This window comes from Candidatus Pseudothioglobus sp. uisw_142 (assembly GCF_059512465.1).
Genome location: NZ_CM183452.1, coordinates 1,004,785 through 1,018,841 on the forward strand (window position 1 = coordinate 1,004,785; position 14,057 = coordinate 1,018,841).

Below are 14,057 nucleotides of genomic sequence, written 5' to 3' on the forward strand. Positions count from 1 at the left end.
AATTTTAATGTCCAAATCTATTAATTTATTCGGCTTTCATAGCATTGAAAGTTTGCTTAAAACTAGTCCTGAGTCTATTATTCAAGTTTTTGTTCAAATTAACAGAAAAGATAAAAGAGCTAATGATTTAATAAATATACTTACAAGTCAGCAAATAAACTTCTTAACTGCTGATAGAAATGAATTAGATCGAATGGCAAAAGGTGAGGCTCATCAGGGAGTTATTTCCGAAGTGATACTTCCTCCATTACTTAATGAGAAATCACTTTTAAAATCTATTAGCGATACCCCTTCAAGCCCATTAATATTAGTTTTAGATTCAATCCAAGATCCAAGAAACTTAGGTGCATGCCTAAGAAGTGCTAACGCTGCTGGAGTTGATTATGTGGTCATTAATAAAGATGGCTCTGCACCTATTAATGCTCTAGTTCATAAGACTTCAGCTGGGGCTATAAATAGCCTTAAAATCTTTCATGTCACAAACCTATCAAGAACAATCAAAGAAATCCAAAAAAGAGGAATATGGGTTATTGGATTAGACGGTAACTCAAAATCAACTATTTATGATGTAAACTTAACTGATGCTACTGCAATAGTAATGGGTACAGAAGGCAAAGGAATTAGAAAGTTAATTAAAGAATCATGTGATCAAATTGTTACTATACCGATGTCTGGAAATATTGAAAGCCTTAACGTCTCTGTTGCCACAGGTATTGCTCTTTTCGAGAGCAAAAGACAAAGAGAATCCACTTAACATACATAAAAATTTTGGGTATAATTTTCGGCTTTAGAAATTAGATAATGGAAAAGACTTCGCAGCTTCCAAAAACTATAAAATTATTTAACTTTGCTAAAAAAGAAGTTAATTTGCATGGTGTATATAAAATTGCAAACGTGCCTAGAGTTTCAGATCTAGCAAGGAATACTGAAGACAATTTAGAAGTGAATTTATCTTTTCATTTAGAAAATGGAAAAACCCCTTGTGTTAAGGGGATAATTAATTCTAAGATAGTTTTAGATTGTCAGCGGTGCTTAGATGCTCTAGATTTAGATTTAAAGGTGTTTTTTAATCTTGCCTTTGTAAGATATGAAAGCCAAGCAGAAGGACTAGATAAAGTTTACGAGGTATATGTTTTAGGAGAGGATGAAGAGATAGATACATTGGATTTAATATCTGATGAGCTTCTTTTGTCACTTCCAATGGCGCCATCTCATGAATTTGATTGCAGTTTAAAAGTTGAATCAGAAATAAAAGTTGAAAGGGTTCATGAAAATCCTTTCGATGTTCTAAAAAATATTAAAATAGCCGATTTTGGCAAGGAGTAAAAAATGGCAGTTCAAAAAAGCAGAAAGACACCTTCTAAAAGAGGGATGCGTCGCTCTCACAATGCGTTAAAAAATCCTGCATTGTCTGAAGATCCAGAAACAGGAGAAACTCACCTTAGACATCATATTACCGCTGATGGATATTATCGTGGGAAGCAGGTAATAAAATCTGCAGCTGATGATATCGAAGAAGTAGAAGCCTAAAGAATCCATGTCTATAAGGGTATCAATAGATGCCTCAGGTGGTGATTTTGGATTTTCAGTCACTATTAATGCTGGTATTAATGCTTTAAAGACCTATGATGATCTTTTAATCAATTTTGTAGGTGATGAGGCTGGAATTAAGAATGAACTGAATAAAAATTCTTCTTATTCAAATTTTGCTGATCGTATTGATGTCACTCATGCCTCAGAGGTTATCAATATGAGTGATTCCCCCTCTGTGGCCCTAAGACACAAAAAAGACTCCTCAATGAGGATTGCTATTAATCTAGTTAAAAATGGTGATGCTGATGCTTGCGTAAGTGCTGGCAATACAGGCGCACTCATGTCCATTGCACGGTTTGTACTTAAAACTATTAAAGGGGTCGATAGGCCTGCTATTATGTCAGCCGTTCCGACTCTAACTGGACCAACCCATGTTCTAGACTTAGGTGCAAATATTGACTCAAGACCTAGCACCCTTCTTCAATTTGCAATCATGGGCTCCATAGCAGTTCAAAATACTGAAAATATAGAAAATCCTTCAGTAGGACTTTTAAATGTTGGCTCTGAGGAATTAAAAGGAAATGAAAAAAGTCAAGAGACTTCAGAACTCTTAAAAAATTCATCCCTTAACTATATTGGATTTGTTGAGGGTGATGATATTTACAAAGGAAATGTAGATGTCATAGTCTGTGATGGCTTTGAGGGGAATATTGCACTCAAGGCAAGTGAAGGAGTTGCAAAAATGTTCTCCTATTTTATCAAGAAGTCATTTAATAAAAACCTTTTTACCAAACTTATCGCTTTAATAGCGCAGCCAATTATGAGAGACTTTAAATCCAAAGTTGATCCGGGAAAATACAATGGTGCAAGCCTACTTGGGCTAAAAGGTGTCGTTGTTAAGAGTCATGGCAATGCAGACGTTGATTCATTTTTCCAAGCAATCAAAGAAGCCTATTTAGAGGCTCATGCTAAAATAACAGACAAAATCTCAGCACAATTAACGCGAGAATTAGAAGAACATAAATAATTATTGAATCATGAAAAAATTTGCAAGAATTATTGGAACTGGAAGTTACTTGCCTCCAAAAGTTGTCACTAATTTTGATCTTGAAAAAACACTCGATACCTCTGATGAGTGGATTACTGCAAGAACAGGCATTAAGGAAAGAAGAATTGTAACTGACCAAAATACTTGTGATCTTGCCCTTGAAGCTAGCATTAAAGCCCTATCAATGGCAGAACTTAAACCAGAAGATATTGATCTTATTATTCTTTCAACAACAACGCCAGACAAAATTTTTCCTGCAACTGCAACAATACTTCAAAATCGACTTGGAGCTTCATGTCCAGCCTTTGATCTTCAAGCGGTATGCGCAGGCTTTGTCTTTGCTTTAACAACTGCACAGCAATACATTGAAAATGGAGCTGCTAAAAATATTTTAGTTGTAGGAAGTGAAACAATGTCTAGGATTGTTGACTGGAATGACCGCTCTACAGCTATTTTGTTTGCTGATGGTGCTGGCGCTGTAATTCTAAGTGCTGATAACAACACAGGAATTAAACACTCTAAACTCTACAGTGATGGAAAATATCTATCTTCACTTCATGTAAACAACAACAGAATAAATGAATTAGGAACTATAGAAATGGAAGGGAATGAGGTATTTAAAATTGCAGTTAATAAACTATCTGAGGTTGCTGAGGAGACACTTACAGATTGTAATATGACTTCAGAAGATATTCACTGGATGGTGCCTCATCAAGCCAATATTAGAATCATTAATGCTATTGCTAAGAGGATTAAATTACCTCTAGATAAAGTTATTATAACTCTTGATAAGCACGGGAATACCTCAGCTGCTTCTATCCCCCTTGCGCTTGATACAGGCGTTAGAGATGGAAGAATTAAAAAAGGAGACACGCTATTATTTGAAGGGATTGGTGGAGGCTTTAGCTGGGGGAGTATACTCTTAGAATATTAAAATGCCCTATTCATCAGCCTTTTAGTAAGTAACCTTAACGGCTTACTTTCAACACTTAGTTGTGTTAGTTCATCTTGAGCACTTTGATATAGATTTTCAAAAGTTTTGATGGACTCATTTAGGCCAATAATTGAAGGGTAGGAAGGTTTGTTTTTTACTGCATCTGAGTTTTGACGCTTACCTAATACTTCGTCAGAAGTAGTTACATCTAAAACATCATCTTGAATCTGATAGGCAAGGCCTAAATGACTTGCAAATGACTCTAATATTGATAAATCATTTTCACTAGCATGATTTAATAATGCACCAAATTTAATAGAACAATTGAGCAAAGCGCCAGTTTTCTTTTGATGCATTTTATTAAGAATATTTAGATCAACTTTTTTGGAAACAACAGATAAATCAATTGATTGCCCCTCTGCCATAGAATAGGATGATTTAGCCATTAACTCTAAAAGCTTTATTTTTGTATCAGCATTAATAAGAGGGTCATTTGAAATTAGACTAAATGCCAAAGCCTGGAGACCATCGCCAGCAAGAATAGCTTGAGCCTCGCCAAAAACCTTATGATTTGCAGGCTGATTATGCCTAATGTCATCGTCATCCATTGCAGGCAAGTCATCATGGATTAGAGAGTAAATATGAATTAATTCAATTGCACTAGCGCTTGAGTCGGCTTTTTCTATTTCTGAGTCATATAAACTAGCTACTGTATAAGTTAAGATTGGCCTAAATCTCTTACCTCCAGCTAAAACGCTATATTTCATAATATCCCTAAGCTTTATATCAGAATTAGGGCTAGAAGGAATGGAGCTTAAATAACTATCCAAGCATGAGTTAACTCGCTCCCTATATTGATCATGAATCTTCAAAAGATTTTTCTTCGTTATAGTTGTCACTTTCACTTAAAACACTAATTCGCTGCTCAGCATCTGAAAGCGCAGTATGGCATAGCCTATGAATCTTAACGCCTTCTTCAAAATATTTCAAGGATTCTTCTAAGCTTAAATCACCCGACTCCATTTTGTTAATAATGTCTTCAAGTTTTAACAAACCTTTATTAAAATTAAATTTTTCAGCCATCTTAGGACCTCTCATTTATGATTGATTTAAAATATAGTCCATCCATTTACTTGGAAATATTTTACCCAATATAGAAAAAAGTTTTGTTGGAAAGGTGACTCGATAGTAATTTTTTGGATTACTGGACTCTAATGCATGTATTGCACTCTTTAAAACAGCCTCAGGAGGAAGAGTAAATTTAGCATTTTTGCCAGACTGAAGCCTTTTTATCATTAATTTATATTGATTCTTATAATGACTTTTTGAAATATCAATATTTTGCTTGAATGCCAAATAAGCGTTCTCTCTAAATTTTGATTCTATTGGACCTGGTTGTATCGAAGATAACTTGATATTTGTATCACTTAACTCTAATCTTAATGTGCCAACAAGCCCTTCAATAGCAAACTTTGATGCAACATATGCACCCCTAGAAGGCATTGCCACAAAACCCAGTACAGAGCTTATATAGATAATTCTACCCGAATTAATATTTCTCATCCCAGGAAGAACTAAGTTTGTAAGCTCATGCCAACCAAAAACATTAGATTGAAACTGCTTTTCTAGAGTATCTCTCGAAATATCCTCAAGTGCGCCAGCTTGTCCATATGCGCCGTTATTAATTAATGCATAAAGATTATCAGTCATTTCAAAAAGTTTAATTACTGCATCATTTATTGACTCCGATGAAGCTAAATCTAAAAGAAGAGACTCAAAACCAAGATTTTGAAGGTTTTTGACATCATCAGAAGATCTTGCTGAAGCAAAGACTCGATACCCCTTCTCTTTAAGTCCTTTTGCTATACAAAGACCAATGCCGCTTGAACAGCCTGTAATTAAAACAGATTTCATTTTTGAATATTGGTCCAATACTCTGCTTTAGCTTTTAAATCTTTATCAATGCTTTCAGATCTTAACACAAGAAAATCATAAGCCATTCTAAAACGAGGGTTTCTAATAAGTGCTTTTGATTTTTTTGGATTATAGTTCTCTAACTGATATTGCATTAACCATATGTCCTTGACTCGAGATGAGAGCCATCTTGGCATCATCACTTGCTGTGTTTGTTTCTTAATGACATCTTCAGAAGCCTGAAGCATTAACTCAATTCGAGATTTGTTTTTTTTACTTATTTGATTAAACCTTTTATTCACTGCAGACCACAGGAAAACTGCAAATAGAAATGCTGGAGTAACACTATTACCACTTTTAATTCTTTCTGAGGTGTTGATTAACGAAGCGCTAACAAATGAATTTTCTTCAGTTTGAGAAAAAAGGTGACTTAAAAGACCCAGTCGATCAAGCTCATGGAATATTTCAATCGAATTTTCATTATGAAAAAGCTTTATAACCTCCTCATAAAGTCTCGCTTGAGGGATTTTTGCAAGTAACTGAGAATTTGTTTGAATTGCTTCAATAAGCTGAGATTCAATGTTTGCATTCAATTTTGCCCGAAAACGAACTGCTCGAATCATCCTAACTGGATCTTCCTCAAAACGCTCTAAGGGGTCACCAATCATTTTAATTTTTAAAGCTTTTAAATCATCAAGTCCACCAACATAATCAATAACTTCAGATTTTTTAATATCATAATAAAGACCATTTACAGTATAGTCTCTTCGAAAAACATCGTCTTCTAGGGTCCCATAATAATTATCTCTAAGTACCAAACCATCATTTGAGGTTTGAACTTTACCAGCACGAAAAGTTGCAACTTCAATGAATTTTCTCGCTGAAAACATAATATGAACTAACTTAAAACGCCTTCCAATGATTCTAGAACGTTTAAAAAGTTTATGAATTTGTTCTGGAGTTGCACTAGTTGCAATATCAAAGTCCTTAGGTTTGTGTCCAAGAAGAATATCTCTTATGCAACCCCCAACTAAATAAGTCTCATGGCCTGATTTATTTAATTTTTTTAAGACCTTTAAAGCATCTTGATCTAATAATTTTTTGTCAAATTTAACCTTTTGACGAACTGGACTCATAGACTAACAACTTCTCTTGGAGACCAACCTTCTTTTCTATGTTCGCATTCAACATTTGTATAAACACCGCCCCTTACATTAAAGACAGCCTTTAGCCTAATAAATCTTGGATTCATAACTTCAACCAAATCATCTAAAATTTTATTAGTTACCGCTTCATGAAAAGCACCTTCATTTCTATAAGACCAAAAATAGTTCTTCAATGCTTTTAACTCCACACAAAATTTGTCTGCGATATACTCAATATGAATGTCAGCAAAGTCTGGCTGACCTGTTAATGGGCAAAGGCATGTAAATTCTGATGAATCAATACGAATTACAAAATCTCTATCAGAATTTGGATTATCAAAGACTTCTAATATTTTACTGGGTGAACTAGACATTACTTTTCTCAGGTTTCATTAAAGAACGTATTTTATCAATAAAATCATCGATATTTCCTTGTCTAAGCTGATAAAAAATTAATACAGATAAAATAAATATTAGATGAATTGACCATAAGCCAATTATTGGAGGCAATTCTCCATTCTCAATGGAGGTTTTAGCCACAAGTAGTCCATTATTGTAAATCATAAAAATAATAATGCCAAATAAAAGGTTAATACCTTTACCAGTCCTTGGAGAAGTTTTACCCAAAAAAACCCCAATAACAGACAAAATCAAAATTGATAGTGGTTGAGAAAAACGCCACTGCATCTCAGCTTTTTCTTGAAGACCTCCTGAAGTGATTAATTCAATTGAAGATATTTCTTCAATTTCAGAAAAATTGGAAAGTGATTGTTGAACTTCTCCAGAAACTATTTCTAAGTCATAAAGGTCAAAATCTATAATATTTACATTTAAGTCCCCAGGAAGACCTTCGTAACGGACACCATTCTTAAGCCTTAAATAAATACTTTCACTTACTAAATTGGTATATTTTGTAGCCTCTGATGCTAAAACAATAATTGGACTATCTTTCCTAGAGACATAAATGAAGATTTCCTCCAGATTTTGTTCGCCCTCATTGGCTGTGAGTGAGGATTCTGAGGCGTAAAAAACAATCTCACCATTTTTGAAACTTTCAAACTTACCTTCTGTAATAAAGGAAAACTCTGAAGCATTAACTGTTTCATCCTCCGCATAACTCTTTTGCTGTTTAGCCCAAGGCACAGTATAAATAGTTAAAATAAAAACCAAAACAAAAGATAAAATAATTATGGGTTGAAGGCAATAAATAAAACTTTTATCATTAATTCCAAAGGAGTTCATAACTACCGCTTCAGAGTTTTTATAAAGTTGTGAAATAGAAACAATGATAGCCAAAAAAAGGGAAAGTGACAATATAACTGGCAGATCTCGAAGCATATTAAAACTCACAATAGGCATAAGCTCTCGAAAAGGAATGCCATGCTCTACACTCTCTTGAACCGTTAAAACAAATTGATTGCCAAAAACAACAAGTCCAATAATAAAAAAAATGGACACAAAAAAAACTACTAGATTTTTCAGCAAGTATCTTGAAATTATTGTTCCAGGAAAATTAAAGATTTTTAACAGCATAAAGCTAATTATAAAATACTCTTGCCAAAATGCGAGCCTTTACTTCTTTTGTTTCATTGAATCAAAAAACTCATCATTAGTCTTAGTGAATCTTAGCCTTTCAATTAAGAACTCAGCAGCTTCGACAGTATCCATTGGGTGAAGAATCTTTCTTAAAATCCACATTTTTTGAAGTTCTTGCTCATCTGTAATAAGTTCTTCACGCCTTGTACCAGATGCATTAATATTTATAGCAGGGAAGATACGTTTTTCAGATAATCTTCTCTCGAGATGAAGCTCCATATTACCAGTACCCTTAAATTCTTGATAAATAACTTCATCCATTTTAGAGCCCGTGTCAACAAGAGCTGTTGCAATAATAGTAATACTTCCACCATTCTCAATATTACGCGCTGCTCCAAAAAAACGCTTTGGCCTCTGAAGTGCATTAGCATCAACACCACCAGTTAAAACTTTACCCGAGGAAGGTGCAACAGTATTGTAAGCTCTAGCTAAACGGGTAATTGAGTCAAGTAAAATAATAACATCTTTACCTTGCTCCGCTCTTCTTTTTGCTTTTTCAATAACAATTTCTGCCACTTGTACATGTCTTTTAGCAGGTTCATCAAATGTAGAAGAAATCACCTCTCCTCTAACTGTACGCTCCATTTCAGTAACTTCTTCAGGTCTTTCATCAATTAGCAATACAATTAATTCACACTCTGGGTGGTTAACAGATATAGAAGAAGCAATATTTTGCATAATCATTGTTTTTCCAGCTTTTGGTGGAGCAACTAAAAGCCCTCTTTGACCTTTTCCAAATGGAGCAACAAGGTCAATTACCCTCGCAGTTATATCTTCTGTACCACCATTTCCAAGCTCAAGACCAAGTCTTTGATTTGGGTGAAGAGGGGTTAGAGAAGAAAATGGAATTCGATTTCTTATATTCTCAGGTGAATCCTCATTAACTTCTGAAACTTTTACAAGTGCAAAGTATTTTTCACCCTTCTTTGGCGCCCTAATCTTGCCCGTAACTACGTCACCAGTTGATAAATTAAAGCGTCTGATTTGATTAGGAGAAACGTAAATATCATCAGGACCAGAGACATACGAATCATTTGATGACCTTAAAAAACCATACCCTTCTTGCAATATATCTAAAATACCATCCCCTAAAACCTCCTCTTCATTGTCGGCCTTATGTTTAAGAATGGCAAATATGAGAGTTTGTTTTTTTGCTCTAGAAATATTTTCAATTCCGAGAGATTGAGCGAGCTCAAGAAGCTCGGCAGGCGTTTTGATTTTAAGTTCTGATAGTTTCATATAGATTTATAAGTATTTTTTTAAGAGTTGGCATATAGCCAGATGAAACAAACATTAGAAATAAGTGTTTGCTATAAAGGGTGATTTATTAAATTGTTTTATAATATATGGTAAAGAAATTAGGTCAATAGTTAAATATTTGAATCCAAGAAAGCATTTAGATTCGCCTTTGAGAGAGCGCCAACCTTTGTGGCTTGAACAGCTCCATCTTTAAATAAGAGCATGGTAGGAATTCCTCTTATGCCATATTTGGGTGGTAATTGAACGTTTTCATCGACATTGACTTTAGCAATTGTAATCTTTCCATCATATTCATCTGCGATTTCATCAAGAATTGGCGCAAGAGCCTTACACGGGCCACACCATTCTGCCCAAAAGTCTACTAATACTGGTTGTGAAGATTTTACAACATCTTCCTCAAATGAGGAGTCATTAACTACGATAATTTTGTCGTTCATGTACTAAAAAATGGAATGTGTAAATAGAGTTGAAATAACCTGTATACAACATTATAACACTTCTTTTAGGGAATTCTGTTTATTTAAAAAAAGATTAATCGTGGCCAGTTTTATTAAATAAATGCAAGAAATATCGGTATCGTGATAAAAGACAAAATCACTTGTGTAGTTATTATGCTAGTCATTAATTGATCGTCTGCCCCAAACTGTCTAGCAAGTGTGTGAGAGCTAACAGCAGTAGGCACGGCTGCAAAAATAACTGCAACTATCACTTCAATCTCACTGAGTTTCAAATAATTTGCTACAAAAAAAGCAATCGTTGGTAAAGCTAATAATTTAAGAACATTTGATATTAGGATTGGAGTAATAGTTAAAGCCAAATCTCGAACCTTAATCTTAGCGCCAATAGTTAATAACATTATTGGAAGAGCTGCAGAACCAAGCAAACCAGAAGTATCAATAATGACTTTTAATTTTTCTGATTGAATTATTGAAAATATTAGACCTGCAATCATTGAAAGGATAAAAGGATTTTTGCTTAACTCGACAAATACAGTTTTAAATTCATTATTTGATGTATTTTTTTTTGATTGGCCAAAATTCATTACCATGGTTGTTACTATAATAATATTAATGCTAGGAACATAGATAAGCATAAATATTGAGGCTATTTTTAAACCTTCATCTCCAAAAAGACTTCCAGTAATTGCTAAAGCAATAAAAGCATTTTGTCTGACTGCTCCTTGAAGTATTGATGTCCATCTTTCTGGAGGGTATCCAAGCAATTTGCCTAGAATAAGAACAGTCAATATTGCAATAAGAAATCCTACATAAATGATTATAGAATAGCTATAAAGCATTTCTGAAGATAAATTAATTTGAGATATATAGTGGAATAATAATGCCGGAATGAGAACCCAATAACATAACTTATCGTTAATCTCCCAAAAAGAGATGTCGGGTACTTTTATTCTTCTCAAAAAATTGCCAAGAATAATTAAAAGAAAGACTGGGGAGACCAATAGAAAGATTTGAAAGAAGTTTAAAAGCATTTACTCTTTAATATGAAATAGTATTTTCTAACTATGATTATTAACCCAATCAATAGCTTTTTCTAGTCTAGCCAGAGTTCTTTCTTTGCCAACAAATTGAGCACTTATATCAATACTTCCAGACTTACCATTACCGCTTAGAGCCAACCTGAAAGGCTGACCAACCTTGCCAAAACCTACATCATGTTCATCGCAAATAATCTTTATGACTGAATGAATATTCTCAACAGTCCAGCTATCGACTGAATTGAGATTGAACAATAGATCTTCTAGAATTGGCTTAGAATTAGTGTTGAATACCTTATTTGCCTGAATTGAATCAAACTTATCAAAATCACAATAAAACATGACGCAGCTCTGTGCCATATCAACTAGTGAAGCCGACCTTTCTCTGAGAGAATCAGCCAACTCATAAATATTAGGGCCATTATCTAGATTAATATTTAAATTATTGAGATGCCATTTAAGATTTTCGACAAGATTATTGATTTCAGTGGACTTAATATAGGACTGATTAATCCAATCTAGCTTTTCCTGATTGAAGCTAGCTGGGGAATTATTTATATTTTTTAGCTCAAAAAGATCAATCATCTCTTGTACTGAAAAAATTTCTTGATCTCCGTTTGACCAACCAAGCCTCACAATATAATTTAATAGTGCTTCAGGCAAATAGCCTTCATCTCTATATGCCAGAAGGTTAAGCGCTCCATGTCTTTTTGATAAACGAGAACCATCTGAGCCAAGGATCATTGGAACATGAGCAAACTCGGGCAAAGCCCATCCCATCGCTTTATAAAGATTAATCTGTTTTGGAGTATTATTGATATGATCATCACCCCTTATCACGCAGTCAATTTCCATATCATGATCATCAACCACAACAGTTAAATTGTATGTTGGAGAGCCATCTGTCCTTGAGATAATTAAATCATCTAACTCAGAATTTGCAATTCTCACCCCACCCTTTACAAAATCATCGAATATTACTGACCCATCGCCAGGATTAAGAAATCGAATAACACCATTCTTTAAGGCTTTATTTCGGCAACATCCATCATATTTAGGCTTCTCCTTATTAGCAATCTGATTTTCTCTCATCTCTTCTAAACGCTCTTTAGAGCAATCACAATAATAAGCCTTACCATTTAAAAGCAGTTCATTAATAACTTCATTGTAACGCTCAGTTCTATCGCTTTGATAAATTGGGCCTTCGTCATAGTCAAGACCCAGCCACTCCATTCCATCTAAAATGGCCTTTACAGAAGTCTGAGTTGATCGCTCTTTATCAGTGTCTTCTATTCTCAATACAAATTTACTGCTTGTTTTTTTAGCCCAAAGCCAAGCAAAAAGAGCAGTTCTGGCGCCGCCAATATGCAAATAACCAGTTGGTGAAGGTGCAAATCTTGATTTCATTAATTACTCTTCAAAAAACAATAGAAAAAGTTTTAAACATTATAAAAATAAATTGATTGTTATTGATCACTTAAAATAAATCAAAATGTTAAGTTAATTTTACACTGTTATAATATTCCCCCAACACCCAAATACACTTGCAAATTAATGGAATTCACTCAGCAAAACGCGAATACAAATACCATTATTTCAGTAGATGAATCCTCTATAACAATCTCACATTCCAAATTAAATAGGCCATGCTTTGTTTCAGCTAATAACGCTAGTGAAGTTTCAATCAAAAATTTAGGTGACATAGGAAAAGAATTTTTATTTCCACTAGTTGTAAAAGACCCCATTGATCTATTGATTATTGGTACAGGAAATTCGCCAAAATTTCTCTCTCCTAAGCAGCAAATTGAACTCTCTGAATTTGGCCTTGGCGTTGAATGCATGAATAATACATCGGCATGTTCAAGCTTCAACCTGCTCTTAGGAGATCTTAGGAAAATTGGTTTATTGCTTTTATGATTGTTTTTTTATTAAAAAAGTTAGTCAACTTTTATAAATTCTTCAAAATTGATACGCCTCTTCTTATTCTTCTTATTCTTCTATCATCTTTTGGATTACTGATTTTATATAGTAGTTCAGGAGGATCTCTAAACCTTGTCTATAGGCAGATGATTCATCTTAGCCTTGCCACCTCTGTAATGCTTGTAATTGCTCAAATTCCACCTATCATCATGCTAAGGTTTGCTCCCATATTAATGCTTTTGGGTATTTTTCAATTAATACTTGTTCTATTTTTTGGAAGCTCAGGAGGTGGTGCCCAGCGTTGGCTCGACCTTGGATTTGTTCGATTTCAACCGTCGGAGCTAATGAAGATTATTGTTCCAATGACTATTGCAGCGATACTGAGTGAAAAAACGCTTCCTCCAAGAGCGTTTCCAGTCATTATTTCACTCATAACAATTGCCACTGTTGTAATATTGATTGCAAGACAACCTGACCTTGGAACCTCTTTATTAATTGGCGCTTCAGGAGTATATGTATTATTCTTCTCTGGATTTAGAGTGATGCTAGTTAAAAATATTTGGCTCAACCTAGTTATTTTATCTAGCTCTCTTGCGGGATTACTCTATTTTGCTTGGAATTACCTGTTGATTGCCTATCAAAAAAGAAGAATTCTCACTCTGTTTAATCCTGAATCAGATCCACTTGGATCGGGTTATCACATCATTCAATCAAAAATTGCTATTGGCTCAGGAGGCTTTACAGGTAAAGGAATTGTGAGAGGCTCTCAGTCTCAACTTGATTTTGTACCTGAGCAATCAACAGACTTTATATTCTCTGTTTTAGCTGAAGAACTTGGGTTCCTAGGGTTCATATTACTGATTCTAATCTATGCGCTTATTATTTTTCGCTGCATGAATTTATCTCTTAGGTGCGAAGACAATTTCTCCAGACTACTTGGGGCAAGCCTCACCTTCGTATTTTTTACCTATATTTTTGTGAATATAGGCATGGTATCTGGCCTCTTACCTGTTGTTGGAGTTCCATTACCTTTAGTCAGCTATGGTGGCTCATCTTTGATTACCCTTATGGCGAGTTTTGGAATTATTATGTCGATTCATAAACATAAAAGTCCAAGATATTTACAGTAACTCGTTATAATCAATTTGTTGAATACAATTACTTAGATTAGTTAACCTCTTCAATCAATCAAATACTGGGCAAATACAATCT

The 14,057-nt window shown here is 34.3% G+C and carries 17 protein-coding genes; 7 read left to right on the forward strand and 10 right to left on the reverse strand.

Annotation, left to right across the window (positions count from 1 at the left end; translation table 11 throughout):
* Positions 1 to 7 precede the first annotated feature (7 nt).
* The 5 genes from rlmB to AC5YGB_RS05150 are packed head-to-tail and all read left to right on the forward strand — an operon-like array spanning position 8 to position 3,515.
* Positions 8 to 754 carry a 23S rRNA (guanosine(2251)-2'-O)-methyltransferase RlmB gene (gene rlmB, locus AC5YGB_RS05130; protein WP_496136832.1) on the forward strand — a complete coding sequence of 249 codons (747 nt, stop codon included), beginning with the start codon at positions 8 to 10 and terminating at the stop codon, positions 752 to 754.
* A gap of 47 nt (positions 755 to 801) precedes the next feature.
* A complete protein-coding gene (locus tag AC5YGB_RS05135; protein ID WP_496136833.1) occupies positions 802 to 1,326 on the forward strand; it encodes a YceD family protein in 525 nt (174 codons plus the stop codon).
* Between the two features lie 3 nt (positions 1,327 to 1,329).
* Complete coding sequence (gene rpmF, locus AC5YGB_RS05140; protein ID WP_020025363.1) at positions 1,330 to 1,530, forward strand: 50S ribosomal protein L32; 201 nt, start codon at positions 1,330 to 1,332, stop codon at positions 1,528 to 1,530.
* A gap of 7 nt (positions 1,531 to 1,537) precedes the next feature.
* Positions 1,538 to 2,560, forward strand: a complete 1,023-nt coding sequence (plsX, locus tag AC5YGB_RS05145) for a phosphate acyltransferase PlsX (protein ID WP_496136834.1) — start codon at positions 1,538 to 1,540, stop codon at positions 2,558 to 2,560.
* Between the two features lie 10 nt (positions 2,561 to 2,570).
* On the forward strand, positions 2,571 to 3,515 hold the full coding sequence (locus AC5YGB_RS05150; protein WP_496136835.1) for a beta-ketoacyl-ACP synthase 3: 945 nt from the start codon (positions 2,571 to 2,573) through the stop codon (positions 3,513 to 3,515).
* Here AC5YGB_RS05150 and AC5YGB_RS05155 read toward each other — a convergent pair.
* From AC5YGB_RS05155 to gltX, 10 genes are all read right to left on the reverse strand, one after another.
* Positions 3,512 to 4,387 carry a farnesyl diphosphate synthase gene (locus tag AC5YGB_RS05155; protein ID WP_496136836.1) on the reverse strand — a complete coding sequence of 292 codons (876 nt, stop codon included), beginning with the start codon at positions 4,385 to 4,387 and terminating at the stop codon, positions 3,512 to 3,514. The genes AC5YGB_RS05150 and AC5YGB_RS05155 overlap by 4 nt on opposite strands.
* A complete protein-coding gene (locus AC5YGB_RS05160) occupies positions 4,374 to 4,598 on the reverse strand; it encodes an exodeoxyribonuclease VII small subunit (RefSeq protein ID WP_496136837.1) in 225 nt (74 codons plus the stop codon). Before AC5YGB_RS05160 ends, AC5YGB_RS05155 begins: the two co-directional genes overlap by 14 nt.
* A gap of 15 nt (positions 4,599 to 4,613) precedes the next feature.
* Positions 4,614 to 5,429 (reverse strand): SDR family NAD(P)-dependent oxidoreductase, encoded by an 816-nt coding sequence (locus AC5YGB_RS05165; protein WP_496136838.1) that lies wholly within the window; start codon positions 5,427 to 5,429, stop codon positions 4,614 to 4,616.
* Positions 5,426 to 6,565, reverse strand: a complete 1,140-nt coding sequence (pcnB, locus tag AC5YGB_RS05170; RefSeq protein ID WP_496136839.1) for a polynucleotide adenylyltransferase PcnB — start codon at positions 6,563 to 6,565, stop codon at positions 5,426 to 5,428. Before pcnB ends, AC5YGB_RS05165 begins: the two co-directional genes overlap by 4 nt.
* A complete protein-coding gene (gene queF / locus AC5YGB_RS05175; RefSeq protein ID WP_496136840.1) occupies positions 6,562 to 6,948 on the reverse strand; it encodes a preQ(1) synthase in 387 nt (128 codons plus the stop codon). Before queF ends, pcnB begins: the two co-directional genes overlap by 4 nt.
* Complete coding sequence (gene lptF / locus AC5YGB_RS05180; protein WP_496136841.1) at positions 6,941 to 8,107, reverse strand: LPS export ABC transporter permease LptF; 1,167 nt, start codon at positions 8,105 to 8,107, stop codon at positions 6,941 to 6,943. The genes queF and lptF overlap by 8 nt, the downstream gene beginning before the upstream one ends.
* Before the next feature lie 39 nt (positions 8,108 to 8,146).
* Positions 8,147 to 9,409: a transcription termination factor Rho gene (gene rho / locus AC5YGB_RS05185; RefSeq protein WP_496136842.1), complete on the reverse strand. Its 1,263-nt coding sequence runs from the start codon at positions 9,407 to 9,409 to the stop codon at positions 8,147 to 8,149.
* A gap of 131 nt (positions 9,410 to 9,540) precedes the next feature.
* Positions 9,541 to 9,867, reverse strand: a complete 327-nt coding sequence (gene trxA / locus AC5YGB_RS05190; RefSeq protein ID WP_496136843.1) for a thioredoxin TrxA — start codon at positions 9,865 to 9,867, stop codon at positions 9,541 to 9,543.
* Between the two features lie 113 nt (positions 9,868 to 9,980).
* Positions 9,981 to 10,919, reverse strand: coding sequence for an AEC family transporter (locus tag AC5YGB_RS05195; protein WP_496136844.1), 939 nt, complete (start codon positions 10,917 to 10,919; stop codon positions 9,981 to 9,983).
* A gap of 27 nt (positions 10,920 to 10,946) precedes the next feature.
* Positions 10,947 to 12,332 carry a glutamate--tRNA ligase gene (gene gltX, locus AC5YGB_RS05200; RefSeq protein ID WP_496136845.1) on the reverse strand — a complete coding sequence of 462 codons (1,386 nt, stop codon included), beginning with the start codon at positions 12,330 to 12,332 and terminating at the stop codon, positions 10,947 to 10,949.
* A 147-nt stretch (positions 12,333 to 12,479) separates the two neighbouring features.
* On the opposite strand from gltX, the gene AC5YGB_RS05205 reads away from it, so the two are divergent.
* Positions 12,480 to 12,842: an MTH938/NDUFAF3 family protein gene (locus tag AC5YGB_RS05205; protein ID WP_496136846.1), complete on the forward strand. Its 363-nt coding sequence runs from the start codon at positions 12,480 to 12,482 to the stop codon at positions 12,840 to 12,842.
* A complete protein-coding gene (gene rodA / locus AC5YGB_RS05210; protein ID WP_496136847.1) occupies positions 12,839 to 13,975 on the forward strand; it encodes a rod shape-determining protein RodA in 1,137 nt (378 codons plus the stop codon). The genes AC5YGB_RS05205 and rodA overlap by 4 nt, the downstream gene beginning before the upstream one ends.
* Positions 13,976 to 14,057: the final 82 nt, after the last annotated feature.

What these genes read in the sequence shown, in the direction of transcription:
- rpmF (WP_020025363.1), top strand. Translation starts at nt 1,330, where the DNA reads ATGGCAGTTCAAAAAAGCAGAAAGACACCTTCTAAAAGAGGGATGCGT.
- rodA (WP_496136847.1), top strand. Translation starts at nt 12,839, where the DNA reads ATGATTGTTTTTTTATTAAAAAAGTTAGTCAACTTTTATAAATTCTTC.
- trxA (WP_496136843.1), bottom strand. Translation starts at nt 9,867, where the DNA reads ATGAACGACAAAATTATCGTAGTTAATGACTCCTCATTTGAGGAAGAT.
- lptF (WP_496136841.1), bottom strand. Translation starts at nt 8,107, where the DNA reads ATGCTGTTAAAAATCTTTAATTTTCCTGGAACAATAATTTCAAGATAC.
- rho (WP_496136842.1), bottom strand. Translation starts at nt 9,409, where the DNA reads ATGAAACTATCAGAACTTAAAATCAAAACGCCTGCCGAGCTTCTTGAG.
- pcnB (WP_496136839.1), bottom strand. Translation starts at nt 6,565, where the DNA reads ATGAGTCCAGTTCGTCAAAAGGTTAAATTTGACAAAAAATTATTAGAT.
- AC5YGB_RS05160 (WP_496136837.1), bottom strand. Translation starts at nt 4,598, where the DNA reads ATGGCTGAAAAATTTAATTTTAATAAAGGTTTGTTAAAACTTGAAGAC.
- AC5YGB_RS05150 (WP_496136835.1), top strand. Translation starts at nt 2,571, where the DNA reads ATGAAAAAATTTGCAAGAATTATTGGAACTGGAAGTTACTTGCCTCCA.
- gltX (WP_496136845.1), bottom strand. Translation starts at nt 12,332, where the DNA reads ATGAAATCAAGATTTGCACCTTCACCAACTGGTTATTTGCATATTGGC.
- rlmB (WP_496136832.1), top strand. Translation starts at nt 8, where the DNA reads ATGTCCAAATCTATTAATTTATTCGGCTTTCATAGCATTGAAAGTTTG.
- AC5YGB_RS05165 (WP_496136838.1), bottom strand. Translation starts at nt 5,429, where the DNA reads ATGAAATCTGTTTTAATTACAGGCTGTTCAAGCGGCATTGGTCTTTGT.
- AC5YGB_RS05135 (WP_496136833.1), top strand. Translation starts at nt 802, where the DNA reads ATGGAAAAGACTTCGCAGCTTCCAAAAACTATAAAATTATTTAACTTT.
- queF (WP_496136840.1), bottom strand. Translation starts at nt 6,948, where the DNA reads ATGTCTAGTTCACCCAGTAAAATATTAGAAGTCTTTGATAATCCAAAT.
- AC5YGB_RS05195 (WP_496136844.1), bottom strand. Translation starts at nt 10,919, where the DNA reads ATGCTTTTAAACTTCTTTCAAATCTTTCTATTGGTCTCCCCAGTCTTT.
- AC5YGB_RS05205 (WP_496136846.1), top strand. Translation starts at nt 12,480, where the DNA reads ATGGAATTCACTCAGCAAAACGCGAATACAAATACCATTATTTCAGTA.
- plsX (WP_496136834.1), top strand. Translation starts at nt 1,538, where the DNA reads ATGTCTATAAGGGTATCAATAGATGCCTCAGGTGGTGATTTTGGATTT.